The organism is Mariniphaga sp., assembly GCF_041687215.1.
Classification (GTDB): Bacteria; Bacteroidota; Bacteroidia; order Bacteroidales; family Prolixibacteraceae; genus Mariniphaga.
Genome location: NZ_JAWLCI010000024.1, coordinates 26,651 through 43,646 on the forward strand (window position 1 = coordinate 26,651; position 16,996 = coordinate 43,646).

Below are 16,996 nucleotides of genomic sequence, written 5' to 3' on the forward strand. Positions count from 1 at the left end.
ACAGTTTGCTTTATAGATTTTTGGAATCTTTTTTGAAGAATAAACGTCAATATTCAAAGATTTCATAATCATAAATTAGAATATTATGAAATTCGATTTTTAACAAAAAACAAAAAACAAATAAATTATGAAAAAGCTCAGACTTAGTTTATTGATGATGTTGAGTGTAGCCCTTATTTTGGGAAGTTGTGCCTCATGGAACAAAACACAAAAAGGAGCTGCAGTTGGCACTGCTGCCGGAGGTGCTGCCGGTGCAATTGTTGGAAAAGCATCCGGGAACACAGCATTGGGGGCAATTATTGGAGCCGCAGCAGGTGGCACAGCAGGTGCAATTATTGGCCGTCAGATGGATAAACAGGCCGAGGAAATTGAAAAAACTGTTCCTGATGCCCGTGTAGAACGCGTGGGTGAAGGAATTGTAGTGGAATTCAACAGTCAGATACTTTTTGGTTTCGACCAGTCAAATCTTTCGGCTGATGCCAGAAATAATCTCGACAAACTGGTGGCTGTGCTGAATAACTACCCGGATACCAATATTGAAATTCAGGGACATACCGACAGCACCGGCTCGGAATCCTATAATCAAAGATTATCAGAACAACGGGCCGGCTCAGTTTCCGGCTATTTAAAACAGAAAGGAATTTCAAGCCAGCGAATTACTCAGGTTGGAATGGGAGAATTGTATCCGAAATATTCCAATGATAACGAAGAAGGCCGGACTCAAAACCGCAGAGTCGATTTTTTAATTACAGCCAACAAAAAAATGAAAGCTGAAGCAGAGCGTGAAGCCGAAAGCTAACAGGAGAAACCTAAATGCCTTAACTTCCTGGCACATTCAGTTTTTAAATAAAAAGGAACTTTTATTAGAAAATTAAAAAAATGAGAACAAAATTTTTAACAAGTGCAATACTCATCGTTTTTACGGCAATGTCAGTGGTTGCCCAAATAAATAATCCTGCAAAAACTTCATTTGCAGTGCTTGGTGGATTGAACTTTCAAAATTTAAACGGAAAAAATGCCACCGGAAATCAGCTCGATAACGATTTAATGCTGGGCTATCATGTAGGAGTGAATGTTCAGATTCCTGTAGCACCTGAGTTTTATTTTCAACCAGGATTAATGCTTTCGACAAAAGGTACAAAAAACAGTGAATTTGCCGATAAACTCAGCTTGATGTACCTGGAAATGCCATTAAATTTTATGTACAAAGCAGCACTGGGCACTGGTCATTTTATGCTGGGATTTGGGCCTTACCTTGCCTACGGTGTTGGTGGTAAAGCAACCTGGGAATCGGGCTCCGGTGAGGTGAAATATGATGTTAAATTTAAAAAAGAGGATAACTCAAGTAGTGCCACGGAAGTTTATTACAAACCTTTTGATGCAGGCGGAAACATTTTTGCCGGATATGAACTTCCGGGCGGTCTGTTTTTTCAGTTCAATACCCAGCTTGGATTGCTGAATATTAACTGGGATTACGAGCTAAATCCGAATGATCAATCGGTGGTAAAGAACACAGGTTTTGGCTTTTCTGCAGGATACCGGTTTTAATAATTAGCACGAAAAAAAATTGTACCCTTCGTATCTCGCGAAGGGTATTTTTGGCTCAAGGAACAAGATTTAACTCAGTTTTTCGGCTAAACGAATCATCTCTTTTTTTGCCTGAAGGTTTTTGTAAAGAATATTGTAAACCGTATCACAAATAGGTAAATTAATCTGGTGTTTTTGGTTTATTTCAAAAATGGACTTTGTTGCGTAATAACCCTCGGCCACCATGTTCATATCCAGAAAAGCATTGCGTACCGAATAGCCCCTTCCTATGAGCGTTCCCAGCAAACGGTTACGGCTGAATTGCGAATATACGGTAACCATCAGGTCGCCAAGGTAAGCCGAATCTTTTATGTCGCGGGTAATGGGATGGACGGTATCCACAAACCGTTTCATTTCCTGAATGGCGTTGGAAACCAGCACCGCCTGGAAATTGTCGCCGTAACGCAATCCGTGGGCAATTCCGGCGCCAATGGCAATTATATTCTTCATTACCGAAGTATATTCCGTTCCCCAAATGTCATCGGAAATAGAAGTGAAAATGTAGTTGCTTTGAATTAGTCTGGCAAAATTGGCCGCTTTGGTTTCATCGATACTAGCCACGGTGAGGTAAGAAAGTTTTTCAAGCGCCACCTCTTCGGCATGGCACGGACCGGCAATCACTCCAACACTTTCGTAAGGCACGTTGAAATATCTGTTCAGGTATTCCACTATCAGCAGGTTTTCAGGAGTTACAATTCCTTTGATGCCCGACAAAAAATATTTTGAACTGAGGTCTGTTTTCAATCCGCTCAAAATTTCAGGTAAAAAAGCTGAAGGAACGGCCAAAACTATAATGTCTGAATCCTCCACAATTTCATCCACATCATTATAAAAATTGATTCTTTCCGTTTCAAATTCCACACTTTGCAGGTAACGCGGATTGTAGCCCAGTTCTTTAAAACTTTCAATAGTTTCTGTTTTTCTGAAAAACCAGTTGATTTGTTCCACATTCTCCAACAGCATTTTGGCGATGGCCGTTGCCCAGCTTCCGCTTCCAATTACTCCTACCTTGTCTGTTTTAATGTTCATTCCCTTTTTTTCAGATGGCAAAAATAAGAAGATTATAAAACATCCTTTCAATTTCCCGGAATTGTTGTATTTTCAGGGCAGAAATCAATAATATACATCTGACCATGCAAAAATACATTCTTGCACTCGACTCAGGCACAACCAGCAACAGGGCCATTCTTTTTAATTATTCCGGAGTAATAGCCGGAACTGCCCAGCAGGAATTCGAACAAATTTATCCGCGCCCCGGGTGGGTGGAGCACAGTCCGAAAGCCATTTGGGAAAGCCAGTTGAAGGTGGCCCGCGAAGTTTTGGAAAAACATAAAATTTCTCCTTCGGAAATATCAGGAATTGGTATCACCAATCAGCGCGAAACCACGTTGGTTTGGAACCGCGAAACCGGCGAGCCGGTGTATAATTCCATTGTGTGGCAGGACCGCCGAACTGCCGGAATTTGTGATGAACTGAAAGACCGCGGACTGGAAAAAACGTTTGCTGAAAAAACCGGTCTGGTAATCGATGCTTATTTTTCAGGAACAAAAATAAAATGGATTCTGGATAATGTGGAAGGTGTAAAAGAACTGGCCAAATCCGGAAAGCTGGCTTTTGGAACTGTAGATACCTGGCTTATCTGGAAACTTACAGGTGGAAAATTGCACATTACGGATGTGACTAACGCAAGCCGAACGTTACTTTTTAATATTCATACTTTGGAATGGGATGATGAACTGTTGAAAATTCTTGACGTTCCGAAGGAATTGCTGCCCGAGGTAAAACAAAGCAGCGAGATTTACGGGAAAACGGAAAAGGAATTGTTTGGGGAAGAAATTCCTGTTGCGGGAATTGCCGGCGACCAACAGGCATCCTTGTTCGGGCAAATGTGCATTCAAGAGGGGATGGTAAAAAACACTTACGGCACAGGTTGTTTTGTGGTAATGAATACCGGAAGCAAACCCATTTCATCAAAACATAAATTACTTACAACCATTGCGTGGCAGGTAAACGGCAAAACAACCTACGCACTCGAAGGGAGTATTTTTGTGGCCGGAGCAGTGGTGCAATGGCTGCGCGATAAACTGGGAATTATAAAATCTTCGGCTGAAATAGAAGACCTGGCGTCGCAGGTGCCCGACAGTGGAGGCGTTTCGTTTGTGCAGGCATTTGTGGGGCTGGGCGCTCCGCACTGGGACCAGTATGCCGCCGGAACAATTATCGGTTTGAGCCGTGGTACCGGAAAAGCCCACATTGCCCGTGCAGCGCTCGAAGCCATTGCTTTGCGTTCAATGGAGGTTATAAAAACCATGGCCGAAGATTCCGGTATCGATGTACACGAACTCAGGGTGGATGGTGGAGCGGCAGTGAATAACCTGCTCATGCAAATTCAGGCCGATGTGGTGAATACCGATGTGGTTCGACCCAAAGTAACTGAAACCACTGCGCTTGGCGCTGCCTACCTGGCCGGCCTGGCAACCGGCTTCTGGAAAAATATGGATGAGGTAAAAGAACAATGGCAGGTGGATCGCAAATTTCAACCCGCTGAAAACAGGGAGGAATTCAAAAAAGTGATTTCAAACTGGAAAAAAGCGGTTGAACGCAGCAAAGCCTGGTACGAATCGCATTAATCATTGAAAATAAATTTAACGGAAAGAAAATGGAACGGGATGTCATTCTGAAGAAAATTCAAAAAACAAAATGGGACATTATAATAATCGGTGGAGGAGCAACCGGACTTGGATGCGCTGTGGATGCTGCTTCCCGCGGTTATAAAACATTGTTGCTGGAACAGACCGATTTTTCCAAAGGAACTTCGAGTCGCAGTACAAAACTAGTACACGGCGGAGTTCGCTATTTACAGCAGGGCGATGTTTCTCTGGTATTCGAAGCATTAAAAGAGCGGGGGTTGATGTTTAAAAATGCCCCGCACCTGGTTACCAATCAGTCGTTTATTATTCCAACTTATGATTGGTGGGGCGGACCGTTTTACACCGTCGGGCTGAAAGTTTACGACTTCATGGCAGGGAAACTGGGTCTGGGACCGTCAAAACATCTTTCGCGTGAAGAAGCCATTGAAGCTTTGCCAACGGTTGAACAGGAAGGATTGAAAGGTGGGGTGATTTACCAGGACGGGCAGTTTGACGATTCAAGAATGGCCATTACACTTGCCCTGACTGCGGTGGACTATGGCGCTTCATTAATGAATTACTGCAAAGTTACCCAACTTTTAAAAGATGGTGAACTGATAACAGGAGCAATTGCAGTTGACCAGGAAACCGGCGAAGAAATGAAAATTAAATCGAAGGTAGTTATAAATGCCACCGGCGTTTTTGCCGATGAGGTGATCCAGATGGACGAACCCGGCAAACCGGAAATGATAACACCCAGCCAGGGAATTCACCTGATTCTGGATAAAAGCTTCCTTCCGAACGATTACGCCATAATGGTTCCCCATACTTCCGACGGACGGGTTATGTTTGCCGTTCCATGGCACCATCACGTGGTGGTGGGAACAACAGATACATTAATTGAAAAACATTCGCTTGAGCCAATAGCGTTGGATTCAGAAGTTGATTTTGTGTTGGAGACTGCCGGGCAATATTTGGTAAAACAGCCCACCCGAAAGGATGTATTAAGTGTTTTTGCGGGATTAAGGCCACTGGCCAAACCCGAGGGTGGGAAAAAGGCCACAAAGGAAATTTCGCGGGGTCACAAAATCCTTATCTCCGTTTCAGGACTCATTACTGTTATAGGTGGAAAATGGACCACATATCGAAAAATGGCCGAAGATACCATAGATAAAGCCATTATGCTGGGCGGACTGGCTGAGCGCGATTGTATTACACACCACTTACCCGTTCATGGGTATCGTATGGATATGGACCCTTATAACGATCCATTGGCACCGTATGGGCTCGATAAGGAAGAAATTTTAGCTATTGGTGAAGAAGAGAAAGGCTGGGAAGGGTGGTTGAGCGAAAAATTGCAAATACGCAAATCGCAGGTAGCATGGGCTGTACGAAAGGAGTGGGCCCGCACGGTTGATGATGTACTTGCGCGGAGAACAAGAGTTCTTTTTCTCGATGCCCGGGAAAGTGTCCGCATTGCTCCCGATGTGGCCAAACTTATGGCAAAAGAACTGGGTAAAAAGAAAAAATGGCAAAAAGAACAAATTGCGCAGTTTAATGAAATAGCTAAAAATTATTATTTTCAGGATTAATAAATTAAAAAAGGAAATCTATGTTAGAGCTTTTCGGAGAAGTTTTAGGCACTTTTATTCTGATTTTACTCGGAAATGGTGTAGTAGCCAATGTTAACCTCGACAAAACCCACAGTCATGGGAGCGGCTGGATTGTTATAACTGCAGGATGGGCCATGGCCGTGTTTGTTGCTGTTTTGGCTACAGCCGATTTAAGTGGAGCTCACATCAATCCGGCAGTTACATTAGGGTTGGCATTTAGCGGTTTGTTTGAGTGGGCCAAAGTTGCGCCGTTTATTTTGGCACAAATGCTGGGCGCAATGCTGGGTGCTTTCACGGTTTATGTTTTCTTTCGAAATCATTTTAATATTACAACAACTGCCGGAGCCAAAAAGGCTTGTTTCTGCACGGCGCCGGCCATCAGGCATTTTCGGAATAATTTTTTTTCTGAATTTGTTGGAACATTTGTTTTGGTTTTGGCTGTGCTTTTAATCACCATGCCTCAATTGCCATACGAGAGTTTTGGCAGCACTAAAGTGGGTTTGGGTTCACTTGGCGCTTTGCCGGTTGCTTTGGTAGTTTTTTCTCTTGGTTTGAGTTTAGGCGGTACCACCGGCTATGCCATTAATCCCGCCCGCGATTTGGGACCCCGAATTATCCATTCCCTGCTTCCACTTAAAAATAAGGATAATAGTGACTGGCCATATTCATGGATTCCAGTATTTGGGCCTGTAGCAGGAGCAGGGTTTGCTTCACTGGTTCATTATTTTATCAGTTGCAATTGTTAAACAAAAAAAAATGAAAAAAAAAGCTGAAAGATTTTTGGTTTTGGGAAAAGGTTTCTTACATTTGTAATGCAATACGTTCTGTATTGCTTGTGTGTTTGGGGGTTAACATTTGAGGGCAGCTGATGAGCTGCCCTTTCTTTTTACCTTTTTTCGAAAAACTGTTTTTCAAAAACAATTTATTTTAAAAATGAGCTTTGTTCAATTACATTTTTGTTTTATGATATCCAAAAAATAAATATCTTACAAATTATTTTAATCAATCTTGACAAAGCTGAAATTGCCATGGAAAATACTGACCAAAAAAATAAGAAATATCGTGGTAAACTGAATGAAAGATTTGCAATTTTGCAAGCTTTTATTCATAGTGAGTCTGGCTTTGAGCATAGCGAAAAGTCCTTATTATCAACTGAAATTAGCACCGAAGAGCTTAAAAAGGCTTTTTCAGAAACTATTCATGAGAATCTAAGGTTCACTGATTTATTCTTCAATGCACCGGTTGGATATGCAATTCTTAATTCTCAATATAAGATTAGCGAAATAAATGAATTGGGGTGTAAGTTCCTAAATGGAGAAGAATCTGATTTGCAGGGCAAAATATTTTCAGATTTTATTATTCCAAAAGATAATGATGCTTTTCAGTTTTTTATGAAGAATTTAAAAGCTGGTAAACCAAATGTTCAATGTGAATTAAAGTTGAAAGATAATTCAGATTCTTTAAGAATATTTGGTGCTTCAGGAATGGAGAAGAAACTTGATAGTCAGACCTATCGTCTTGTTTTTTTCAAAGCTTCTGCGTATTCGGATACTGGTGCAAATAGTGATTTTCATTTGGATACTTCTGTGGATGAAAATGATTCAGCGGAAACAGCTTCTGATTTAAACCGGACAAAATATTCTACAGATAAGATTCTTGAAAGTTTGACCATTCTTGTGGCAGATGACGATGAAGTGACCCGTTTTTATTTGTCGGAACTGTTGGAACAAAAATGCCGGAAAATGTTCTTTGCCAAAAACGGGAAAGAAGCATTTGAGATTTTTCAGAATAACCAAAACATTGATCTTATTTTAATGGATATAAAAATGCCCGTTTTGGATGGTTATTCAGCCACAATAAAAATAAAGGAAACCGACAAAAAAGTTGTTGTTGTTGCGCAAACAGCATACGCACTGGCCAGCGACAGGGAAAAAGCACTGGCGGCAGGCTGCGACGATTACCTGGCCAAACCGTTAATGAAAAAGGACTTGTATTCTGTAATCGAAAAATTCTTCAAATAAATTGGGTAAAACCATCCCTTTTTTAGGGAGTTAATTCCAAAAAGGCCATGTTTTTTTGGTTTCCAATCCGGATATATCTTCTGCTTTTTAAGATTTCTGCTGAATTTTCTTTTTGAAATTCTGAAAGAATCAGATAACCGCCTTCCTTTTCAGGCAATGAGATGAAATATGGAATGTTTTCCCTGCCAAAAGGTTTTGTTTCAACTTTTTGACTGTTTTCGGAAATTACATTTCCGTCCGCATCCAAAAGTTTTACGGTAACTGTTCCTGATGATTTTAATTCCAGATCGTTAATTCCCACCAGGTTGAAAACCAACCTTTCGCCCGGCTGGTAAAAGCCATTTGGAAAGTAACGCTGGTCGGCCAAATCAATAAAAACGTTTGCAGGAACAAATGCATGTTTGAACCATTTTAGCGAAATACCTGGTTCAAGGTTTTTAATGTGATTGATGTACCAGTCGCCGGTATATCCATAGTTGTTGGTAAGGTGTGTAAATGCAAGCACGCCTGCCATGGTGCGTTCGGCACGAATCCATTCCGTTTCGCAGGCCAGCCAGTAAGCCTGTAACTCCCGGCGCTGTTGGGGTGTGGCATCTTCACCCAGCAAACTGTCGTACATGTTCTTGGTAAGTTTGGCAGGCCGGCCGTCGCGCCAAAGCCAGTTCCAGCCATATTCATTAACCAGTTGGGTGGCCGAAGCTTCCAGATATTTCAGATGTCCTGGTTCCCAGTCGTCCATTTTTCCCAGCCGGTATGGGTTTTCTTTTAGAAACTCGTACGGATTTTCCTGCTGAATTAAATGCCAGCCTGCCCGGTAGAGGTGCGGTTCGTCCATCGGATCAACTCCCGCCAAATCATTTTCCTGCATGTACCCGGCATCCCAAATCCGGGTCGGATCGAGTTGCTGCAACTCAGGAATCAGTGTATTCCCAATGTAATCGTTCCAGTTTTCGTTAATGGCATCCCAAATAACAATACTTGGGTGATTGCCGTCGCTCCAAACCCAATCCGAAAATTCTGTCCTGATTTGCTCATCCCAACCGTGGTTTTGCCAGTACAGCCATTCATTCTGAAAAACCATTCCGTATTCGTCGGCCAAATCGTACCAAAAATCGGGGGCAATACCCACACAAATGCGCATGGCATTCCAATCGATGGCTTTCGGGTCGTCAATCAGCATTTTTTTCACCCACTCCCTGTCCCACGGCAACGCCTGGCAGTCGGGGTCCTCGAAAAACCGGTGCAGCGTAATATTGCTTCCGCGCAGGTAATACTTTTCACCATTCAGGTAAAAGAATTTCCCGCGCCTTTCAAAATCGCGCATTCCAAACCGGGTAGTTGAAACATCTGAAAAATTATCGCCGTCGTAAAGTTTAATTTCGGCTTCGTATAAAAACGGGTTTTCCGGCGACCACGAATGAAAATTTTCAAATGGAATTTCTGTCACGAGTTGAGTTTCGTTGTCGCGTGTGGTTTTGCCGGTCAAAAAACCTTTGGCAATTTCTTTACCCGATTTCCTTTCTTTAACAATAATCTCCGCTTTTACTTTATCCAGCATCGGGTCGCCATACATCACCTGTTGCGGGTAAAAGTTGCGAACCAAAAGTTTTATCGTAACTTTTTTGTCTTTAACTGAAGGCAGTACCAGCTTTTTCAACACTTTTTGTTTACCCGAAAAGGAAAGATTCACATCATCCCAGATGCCGGGAATGTAATTTGCCTTTTCCTTGTCGGTGCTTCCGGCAGCCCAGGGCGGAAGCCAAACGCGCTCTCCAACACGAATCAGAATTTCGTTGTCTTCACCGTACTTTAGAGCCTGCGTTACTTTTAAATCGATGGGGGTGTAACATGAAACCGACTGTCCCATATCCATTCCGTTCACGTAAACCTGCGTTACATATTTGCTTTTCAGAATGGATAATATCGCTTCCGTTCCCTTCATTTCCGCCGGAATATGAATGGTTCTCCTGTACCAACTGTACCGCGGTTCATATTCCAGTTCACGGTAGTCCGAGGCTTCCTCGCTCACGGTTTGCTCCGGTTTCTTGAATAGTTTTTCGTAGCTGTCGATTCGCGGTTCAGCCAGGTGAATGAGTCCCGGCACCGGGCATTTTCGTGTGAATTCTGCCGGAGGAAAAGCTTGTACAGTTTGTTCAAAATCCCAACTGCCGTTCAGGTTTATCACTTTTCCTTCGTTTTGGGCAAAAGTAGAAACGGTAATAAATAGAATCAGGATGGAAGAAGTAAGGTTTTTCATGGTTCAGATATTAAAAATTTCAGACTCTAGAAACAAGTCAATATAAAAGATTTTGGTGTTTTTGCAGTCATTTTCAACTCAAAAACACCAAAACTTAAAATATCAGACAACGCCTCTGTTTTCCTCCCTTTTGGGGAGGGCAGGGTGGGGCTTCAATTCACAATTGCGGCAATCCCTGCCCCGATAAGGCTCGAATTGGGAACTTCCACAATTTCATAAAAACGACGGTTTTCGCCCGAGAAGAATCCCTGCAGGAATGCCTCGAACATCAACTGAAAGTTTTTCATTTTGTAGAACGTGGTTCCTTCAATGGTCATCAGTACGGGCTTGTCGGCCGATTTCCCTTTGCCGGTTTTCAGAATTACTGCGGCCAGACTTGCAGCCGTTAATTTCGCAGAGCGGGTAATCATTGCATTAATAATTTCAGCAGCAGCCTCTTTGTCCTGCTTGCTCATTAAAACGGTCGTAAGTGTATTTGCCGGTAGATCGACCCCACTTACGAAATTGTTTACTTCTTCGGAGGTCAGTTCATCCATATTCTTCATTTTAACTTTGGTCTCGGAACTGAAAACCTCTTCGGCAGCAGCCATTTTCAATGTAGTGGTGCAAAGACCGCCAAAATAGCCACCGGAAATCATTTTTTCGAACGTATAACGTCCGGGCTGTTTTGTGGTGTTATCAAAAGCGATATCAATATCGGTGCGCGGCATCATACTGAAATTGCCCGATTCGATGTTGATAATCATGTTCCCTTTCGGGTCGAGATTTGCCGTTTTTGAAATGTTCTTATTTTTCTCGATGTAACATGCGTTGGTTCCTGTGCCAAGAATGAACCCAATGTAGGTATCGAATTTGCGACCTGCCGTAGCAGCCTGACCAGCCAAAAGCGTTGAAACCGTGTCGTTCATCAAAACAATATGTTTTCCCGGTGTACCCATTGCTTCGAGCAAATTTTCACCAACCATCTGGCCAATTACTTCGGGGGCTTTTACTTCTTTGCTCCATTCCAGCAGTTTACCGTCTTTGTTGGGAAACATCTCTACTGCATAGGAAAAACAAAAACCGATTTTTTCCGAAACATCCTTGTAGCTTGTAAGATAAGCGGCCAGCGTGGCAAAAAATTCCTTGTTCGACAACTCTTCGTCAATAGCAGGCATTTTTCGTTGCTGCAGGTTTTCGGTCACCAGGTTCATGTCATTGTCGAACGACATTTTTACTGCCCTGAAGTTGGTGCCACCCGCATCGATAGCCACAACCGGCTCATTGGGTTTGATTTTGCCTTCGGCACCCAAATACGTTGGGATCATTTGCAGAGAACCCGGTTTACCTTCGAGGCCATGTTTCATGTCCGCAATAAAATCATCGGTAATTTTTTGAATGTCAATTTCCGAAGAATTAAGTTTGTGTACTTTTAAAAATTGTTGTGCTTTATTCATATCTATAAATTTTATAATGAATCTTCAATTTTAAATACCCAGGCATACGGGCTGGGATTGTTTATTGGCGATAAAACCGGTGGAGTAATGGTAATTGTATTCCCCGACTTTTTTGACTTTACTTTTCCATCAAACCCAAGCATGGAAACTTTTCCGACGTTTTTTATTCCTTTTACGATAACTGGTTTTTCAGGGAATTTAGTACATAGAACATATAAATCATTTCCTTTTCTGGTGAAATAAACATTTTCTGCATCGTTATTTTCTGCGCCTTCCCATTTGCGGGTTTCGTAAATGGCTTCTCCGTTAATATCGAGCCAGCTTCCGATATCGAGCAAACGTTGTTGTTGAATAACCGGAATTCGTCCGTCGGCTGTTGGGCCAATATCCAGCAACAGGTTTCCGCCGCCTGCCACTTTTTCTATAAGCAGGTCAACCAACCCGTCCGAAGTCATGTAATTATCCAGGTCTTCAATCTGGTTGTAACCGAACGAAGTTCCAATTCCACGGCATTCCTCCCACGGGCGTTCAACTTCGCCAACACCTTCGCGGTCGTGAACCAAATCGTATTCTGTGGTGAAATATCCACCATGCACGCCGCGGGTCTCCTTGCCCCAGCGATCGTTAACAGCAACGCGGTCTTTTACCGGTGATTCGTTATACAACCAGGCCAGAAATTCAGTGCTTTTCCACTTTTCGCTTGGATGGTCCCATTCCCCGTCGGTCCAGAAAATATCGGGTTCGTAACGGGTAACCAAATCTTTCATCTGCGGAATCATGTGGTCGTCCACATATTTTTCGAGATTGTTGTGATACAGCGGATTGTACCATTCATACAACGAGTAGTAAAAACCCATGTGCAGTCCGGCGTCTTTTACCGCCTTGGTCAGGTCGCCGCACAAATCGCGGTGCGGACCAATGTCCACACTGTTCCAGTTCCAGCTTTGTTCACTTGGCCAAAGGGTAAACCCTTCGTGATGTTTCGATGTGAGCACCACATATTTGGCGCCGGCCTTTTTAAACACATCTGCCCAATCATCGGGTTCGAAATGTTGTGCCTTCCACATGGGCGCAAAATCCTGGTATTTAAAATCCTCACCATACATTTGGTTGTGGTAATCGCGGAATAGTTTTCCGGCTTCGCTGTCTTCATTTTTCCGCCACCAGTACCATTCCGAGTATTTGGCATAAATACCAATGTCGGCATCGGCTGGTGCCCACGCCGGAACAGCGTAAACTCCCCAGTGAATAAAAATTCCGAATTTCACATCCTCGAACCACTGCGGCACCGGTCGGCTATCAATAGATTCCCAGGTGGGCTGGTATTTCTGTGCAAACACATGTATAGAAAATAATAAGAACAGAATTGGAATAAAATTTTTTTTCATTTTAAATGGTTTTATACTTGTATTATTTTATTTTGACCGTTTCCCTGTCAACTAAAGGTCCACTGCGACTGTCCACTTCCTCATCTTCCGTTAAATTCCCGTATCGCTTCCAGCATCGCTACCATATTTTCAACCGGTACATTTGCCTGAACATTGTGCACTGTATTGAACACAAAACCACCGTCTTTGATGAAAATCTCGCAGTTGCGCAGCACTTGTTCGCGTACCTCTGCCGGTGTGCCGAACGGCAATACTTTTTGCGTATCAATTCCTCCGCCCCAGAACACCAGGTCGCGACCGTATTTTTCTTTCAGTTTTTTGGGATCCATATTGGCAGCGTTTATTTGCACCGGATTAATGATGTCGAATCCTGCCCGGATGAACCCATCCAAAAACGGCTCGACCGCGCCGCACGAGTGTTTGAAGGTTTTCCACTGGGTATTCAAATGAATCCAGTCGTTCATTTTTTTATAATAGGGCAACCAGATTTCCTCAAATTGTTTCAGCGAACAAAAAGTGGAATCCTGTGTGCCAAAATCGGTGCCACACATAAAAACAGCGTTCACTTTGTTACCTACCACCGAGTAAATCCGTTTCAGGTTTTCGATGGCAATCTCCACCTGTTTTTCGAATATCTTTTTGATGTATTCCGGCCGGCTTATCGTACTCATGTACCACTCGGCCACATCGCGGATTCCTCTCGGATGGCGGAGTTGCATTCCCGGAACCAGCGCGATATCACCCAGTGCTGTTCCGCCAAAAGCGACAATTACCGCCTTGCCTGAAAAATAAGCTTTATCCACTTCAATGCGCCAGTGCTCAAGGTCTTTTTCAGTTATCAGCCCAAATTCTTCGAGGTTATCATCCACGTTCAGGTTGTCATCATCAACGGGTTCCTGACGGATGATGGCATCGAAAAAATACCCGGTTTTGGGCATTCGCGCCGAGGGTGGAATGGAAGTATCGCCTTCGGGGTACATCAGCACATCGCCTTTTTCGTCGTAAGTCACATTAAAATTCATCGGAACCATTACCCGCTGTCCCCAGGGTGTTTTCCATTCTTTGTAGGGTGCATGGTTGTGAAACCCGAACATGTTGTTTTTCCCCCAGGCGCCAATTACGTCAATGCCAATGGAATCAATAAGTTCCCAGCCCACTTCTCCCAGCATCTGGAAAGGTTCAATCACGCGGATGGGTTTGCGCTGTAACCCAAAGTGCCTGCGCAGGCGCGAAATGGCATGGATATGAATGCCGGTTACGGCTGTTGAGCCCAGGTCGAGCACCACACGGTCGGGTTGCCGGTGATTCACGGTTTTTATAAATTGTTCTCTCGAGTTCATATTTATTGTTTTTATTTTCCGGTTTAGAAACGATGTAATATACTTCAATTTCCCGGTTTGTAAAATTTCGTTTACAAATTTGCGCATTTCTGTAAAGAAATTTTTACAAATCTGTTACACAACAGGTCCCTTTTTTGGTTACCAAACCTTTATTCTGTTTTCCCTTTTTTGTAATTTTTCGAATGGACCGGGGGTTGGTTTGCCTGGATTTCGTTTCGCTCCAAAATAATCATAGTCGATTTTCACAGGTGTTCCACTCCGATTTTTAAACGGAAGATTTGGAATGATGGCTTTTCCAAGCAATTCAGTGGTTACTGTCCGGGTTTTTAGCATGTTTAATTTTCTGTCGAAATCAAACCGGACTGAAACGTTTTCATTCTCCTCCAAAACTCTGATTTCGGGATTTGTTTCCGACTGAAGAACGTTTTTTTCACTGGGAAATGGTTGTGCTCCGTTTAGGTAAACATTTCCGTCGGCAGTTACAGGAAGCTCCGTATTTGCATAACCTTTCAGTCCAGAAAATCTGCCCTGAACTTCGGGCGCACCTCCCACAAAAATATTGTTGAAAAAGCGGTTGTCTCCGCAACGTGTTTCTTTTAATCCGGCCAGTCCGGTGGAGTGGGCCAGATGAAATGGCGTTAGCCTGCTTTGAGGCCGCACCTCAATATTCCCGGCAAACAGGTTGTGCACATACGCTCCGCCTTGCGACCAGTCGCGCAGTGAAAGTTCAGAGAGGAACAGGTTGTTTTCGATTAAAAACGGTCCGTGGTTCACCTCCACAAACAGGTCGTCGGTGGTGTTGTTATACAGGAGGTTGCCGGTTACCCGTGTTCCCTGCGCCATCCAGTCGAGCCACAATCCGCGGCCACAGTTCGCCAGCCGGTTGTTTTTAATGAGCATGTCAATGGACGCATGGATTTTTATCCCGCCCATTTCAGCGCCGGTAAATTGCCGTTTTGTCCAGATGTTGTAAATATTGTTGTTTTCGATGGTACTGAAAATGGCCCCAAGACTTCCGCAAATACCGGTTTGTTCGCAATTGAAAATGGTGTTGTTGCGGACTCTGTGTGAACCGATATTTTCCTTGTTCCAGCCCATTTTTATGGCGCGGTGAATGGTTTCCACATAGCCTTCAGCAGAGTTTTCGGAAGTGTTGTCAAACTCGTCGCCATGTTTACCAAGTGTAATGCCCGAGCATTTGGAATCGCTGATTACATTGTTTTCAATAATCCAGCCTTTGCTCCAGTTGGTTCCGATAATCCCTATTTGTTCGGCAGTTGGCGGCGCCCACTGTGTGGCAGCCTGGCTCATCCGAAAACCGCGAACGGTGATAAAACTTATGCCTGTTTTTTCAGAATAAAAGCAACTTTTACGGACATTGATTTCCACCTGCTCTTTGTTTGGATCGGCACCCTGAAAGTTGGCATAAATAAAAGTGTTTTCGTCGTTGCTCTCACAGAACCAGGTGTAAGCAGAACCTTCCGGATCAAACCGGTCTGTTTTTGGTTTCGGATGAAGTACATCTTCCAGCAAAGCCATTTCCCAAAGCGATTTTCCGTTCAGGTAAACTTCGCCGGTGTGGTGCACTCTGCCTAGCGGATTGAACCAGTCGCCGTGAATCAAATCCTTGTACGGATTGTAATCCCCGAAAAAAGAATTGGGAAGGACAACCCGCCAAACCGTTCCGGTAAGATTTTCCCAGCCGTTAATGATTTCGGAACCTTTTATTTCCACTTTATCCCCTTCGGCAGCTTGGTAAACAATGCGTTCAGTATCAGAATTTCCGCCGCGGGGAGGTTTCACCCATTCACGGTAAACGCCTTCGTGAATAGTAATTATATCACCCGGTTGTGCAACATCTGCCGCTGCCTGAATAGTGAGAAACGGATTCTCTTTTGTGCCGGGATGGCTGTTGTTTCCGGTTTTGGCCACGTGAAATTCTTTTGCAAAAAGATGGAATGCGACAAAAACAAAGAAAAAAATCAAAGTTAGTGACTTCATTTTTCAAAGTTTATTTTGATTTTGGATAAATGGTTTTCCCAACTCTGTTAATGTGGTTAATTAATTCAGGATTATCTAATTGATTATAGATTGAAATATCAAAACTATAAGGAAGTAATAGATCGTCAATTTCGGTTTCAATTTTGTTGATCAGAGTCAAATCCAGGTTTTCACCAAATAAAGTTAAATCAATATCCGATCCTTTCTTAAAATTTCCTTTGGCCCTCGAACCGTAAAGAACAGCTTTTTCAATTTGAGGAAATTTTTCAAAAACAGAGGTTATTTTGAGAATCGTTTCTTCCTTCAATCCAAACTTCATAACAACGACTTCATTTTCTGATATAATTGTGAAAAAAGATCGAAATAAACATCATTGATTTTCCGTACAATTTCTTCTGCAGTTTCTTCGTGATAGGTGTGGCTTGATTTAATCCGGCTTGCAATCATATCCATCCATGATTCTCCATCGCTGATGAGCCCTCTTTTAAATGCCAGCCTGAATGCATCTCTGCTTCCGGTAATTGCTTGTTCCCCCTGGTATTCAAAATAATCTTTTATCAAGTTCCATGCGAGCTCGAAAGTATATTCAAATGCCTGAATCAGACCTTGTTCTTCAAATTTATTTAAATCCCCCTTTTCAATAAATTCAGTAAGTTGTTCAAATGCTTTTTTGTAATTTGAAAAGCGTTGTTTCCATCGAATATCTTCTTCCATAATTTCTAT

General features: G+C 43.0%; 14 protein-coding genes. 6 read left to right on the forward strand and 8 right to left on the reverse strand.

The window, feature by feature from the left end; translation table 11 throughout:
• The first annotated feature begins 127 nt into the window (after positions 1-127).
• Together ACESMA_RS10310 and ACESMA_RS10315 are read left to right on the forward strand one after the other, a co-directional pair.
• On the forward strand, positions 128-799 hold the full coding sequence (locus ACESMA_RS10310) for an OmpA family protein (protein ID WP_372948725.1): 672 nt from the start codon (positions 128-130) through the stop codon (positions 797-799).
• An 80-nt stretch (positions 800-879) separates the two neighbouring features.
• Positions 880-1,548 (forward strand): porin family protein, encoded by a 669-nt coding sequence (locus tag ACESMA_RS10315; protein ID WP_372948726.1) that lies wholly within the window; start codon positions 880-882, stop codon positions 1,546-1,548.
• A 69-nt stretch (positions 1,549-1,617) separates the two neighbouring features.
• On the opposite strand, the gene ACESMA_RS10320 is transcribed toward ACESMA_RS10315, so the two are convergent.
• The gene (locus tag ACESMA_RS10320) at positions 1,618-2,616 is read right to left on the reverse strand and encodes an NAD(P)H-dependent glycerol-3-phosphate dehydrogenase (protein WP_372948727.1); all 999 of its coding nucleotides are present in this window, start codon (positions 2,614-2,616) and stop codon (positions 1,618-1,620) included.
• 104 nt (positions 2,617-2,720) lie between these two features.
• On the opposite strand from ACESMA_RS10320, the gene glpK reads away from it, so the two are divergent.
• The 4 genes from glpK to ACESMA_RS10340 all read left to right on the forward strand — a co-directional run bounded on the left by glpK (position 2,721) and on the right by ACESMA_RS10340 (position 7,851).
• Complete coding sequence (glpK, locus tag ACESMA_RS10325; RefSeq protein ID WP_372948728.1) at positions 2,721-4,217, forward strand: glycerol kinase GlpK; 1,497 nt, start codon at positions 2,721-2,723, stop codon at positions 4,215-4,217.
• Positions 4,218-4,246: 29 nt separating this feature from the next.
• Positions 4,247-5,809, forward strand: coding sequence for a glycerol-3-phosphate dehydrogenase/oxidase (locus ACESMA_RS10330; RefSeq protein ID WP_372948729.1), 1,563 nt, complete (start codon positions 4,247-4,249; stop codon positions 5,807-5,809).
• A gap of 20 nt (positions 5,810-5,829) precedes the next feature.
• Positions 5,830-6,576 (forward strand): MIP/aquaporin family protein, encoded by a 747-nt coding sequence (locus ACESMA_RS10335; protein ID WP_372948730.1) that lies wholly within the window; start codon positions 5,830-5,832, stop codon positions 6,574-6,576.
• Positions 6,577-6,858: 282 nt separating this feature from the next.
• The gene (locus ACESMA_RS10340; protein ID WP_372948731.1) at positions 6,859-7,851 is read left to right on the forward strand and encodes a response regulator; all 993 of its coding nucleotides are present in this window, start codon (positions 6,859-6,861) and stop codon (positions 7,849-7,851) included.
• A gap of 22 nt (positions 7,852-7,873) precedes the next feature.
• Here ACESMA_RS10340 and ACESMA_RS10345 read toward each other — a convergent pair whose 3' ends face one another.
• The 7 genes from ACESMA_RS10345 to ACESMA_RS10375 all read right to left on the reverse strand — a co-directional run bounded on the left by ACESMA_RS10345 (position 7,874) and on the right by ACESMA_RS10375 (position 16,987).
• A complete protein-coding gene (locus ACESMA_RS10345) occupies positions 7,874-10,108 on the reverse strand; it encodes a glycoside hydrolase family 2 TIM barrel-domain containing protein (RefSeq protein ID WP_372948732.1) in 2,235 nt (744 codons plus the stop codon).
• Positions 10,109-10,260: 152 nt separating this feature from the next.
• Positions 10,261-11,544 (reverse strand): hexokinase family protein, encoded by a 1,284-nt coding sequence (locus ACESMA_RS10350; RefSeq protein ID WP_372948733.1) that lies wholly within the window; start codon positions 11,542-11,544, stop codon positions 10,261-10,263.
• 11 nt (positions 11,545-11,555) lie between these two features.
• On the reverse strand, positions 11,556-12,932 hold the full coding sequence (locus tag ACESMA_RS10355) for an alpha-L-fucosidase (protein ID WP_372948734.1): 1,377 nt from the start codon (positions 12,930-12,932) through the stop codon (positions 11,556-11,558).
• Between the two features lie 80 nt (positions 12,933-13,012).
• Positions 13,013-14,272: a uroporphyrinogen decarboxylase family protein gene (locus ACESMA_RS10360; RefSeq protein ID WP_372948735.1), complete on the reverse strand. Its 1,260-nt coding sequence runs from the start codon at positions 14,270-14,272 to the stop codon at positions 13,013-13,015.
• A gap of 138 nt (positions 14,273-14,410) precedes the next feature.
• Entirely contained in the window at positions 14,411-16,273 is a 1,863-nt protein-coding gene (locus ACESMA_RS10365; RefSeq protein WP_372948736.1) for a right-handed parallel beta-helix repeat-containing protein, read from the reverse strand.
• A 10-nt stretch (positions 16,274-16,283) separates the two neighbouring features.
• Positions 16,284-16,592: a nucleotidyltransferase domain-containing protein gene (locus ACESMA_RS10370; protein WP_372948737.1), complete on the reverse strand. Its 309-nt coding sequence runs from the start codon at positions 16,590-16,592 to the stop codon at positions 16,284-16,286.
• A complete protein-coding gene (locus ACESMA_RS10375; RefSeq protein WP_372948738.1) occupies positions 16,589-16,987 on the reverse strand; it encodes a nucleotidyltransferase substrate binding protein in 399 nt (132 codons plus the stop codon). Before ACESMA_RS10375 ends, ACESMA_RS10370 begins: the two co-directional genes overlap by 4 nt.
• Positions 16,988-16,996 lie beyond the last annotated feature (9 nt).

Excerpts from the sequence above, each read along its gene's own strand:
- ACESMA_RS10310 (WP_372948725.1), top strand. The coding sequence starts at position 128 with ATGAAAAAGCTCAGACTTAGTTTATTGATGATGTTGAGTGTAGCCCTT.
- ACESMA_RS10315 (WP_372948726.1), top strand. The coding sequence starts at position 880 with ATGAGAACAAAATTTTTAACAAGTGCAATACTCATCGTTTTTACGGCA.
- ACESMA_RS10320 (WP_372948727.1), bottom strand. The coding sequence starts at position 2,616 with ATGAACATTAAAACAGACAAGGTAGGAGTAATTGGAAGCGGAAGCTGG.
- glpK (WP_372948728.1), top strand. The coding sequence starts at position 2,721 with ATGCAAAAATACATTCTTGCACTCGACTCAGGCACAACCAGCAACAGG.
- ACESMA_RS10330 (WP_372948729.1), top strand. The coding sequence starts at position 4,247 with ATGGAACGGGATGTCATTCTGAAGAAAATTCAAAAAACAAAATGGGAC.
- ACESMA_RS10335 (WP_372948730.1), top strand. The coding sequence starts at position 5,830 with ATGTTAGAGCTTTTCGGAGAAGTTTTAGGCACTTTTATTCTGATTTTA.
- ACESMA_RS10340 (WP_372948731.1), top strand. The coding sequence starts at position 6,859 with ATGGAAAATACTGACCAAAAAAATAAGAAATATCGTGGTAAACTGAAT.
- ACESMA_RS10345 (WP_372948732.1), bottom strand. The coding sequence starts at position 10,108 with ATGAAAAACCTTACTTCTTCCATCCTGATTCTATTTATTACCGTTTCT.
- ACESMA_RS10350 (WP_372948733.1), bottom strand. The coding sequence starts at position 11,544 with ATGAATAAAGCACAACAATTTTTAAAAGTACACAAACTTAATTCTTCG.
- ACESMA_RS10355 (WP_372948734.1), bottom strand. The coding sequence starts at position 12,932 with ATGAAAAAAAATTTTATTCCAATTCTGTTCTTATTATTTTCTATACAT.
- ACESMA_RS10360 (WP_372948735.1), bottom strand. The coding sequence starts at position 14,272 with ATGAACTCGAGAGAACAATTTATAAAAACCGTGAATCACCGGCAACCC.
- ACESMA_RS10365 (WP_372948736.1), bottom strand. The coding sequence starts at position 16,273 with ATGAAGTCACTAACTTTGATTTTTTTCTTTGTTTTTGTCGCATTCCAT.
- ACESMA_RS10370 (WP_372948737.1), bottom strand. The coding sequence starts at position 16,592 with ATGAAGTTTGGATTGAAGGAAGAAACGATTCTCAAAATAACCTCTGTT.
- ACESMA_RS10375 (WP_372948738.1), bottom strand. The coding sequence starts at position 16,987 with ATGGAAGAAGATATTCGATGGAAACAACGCTTTTCAAATTACAAAAAA.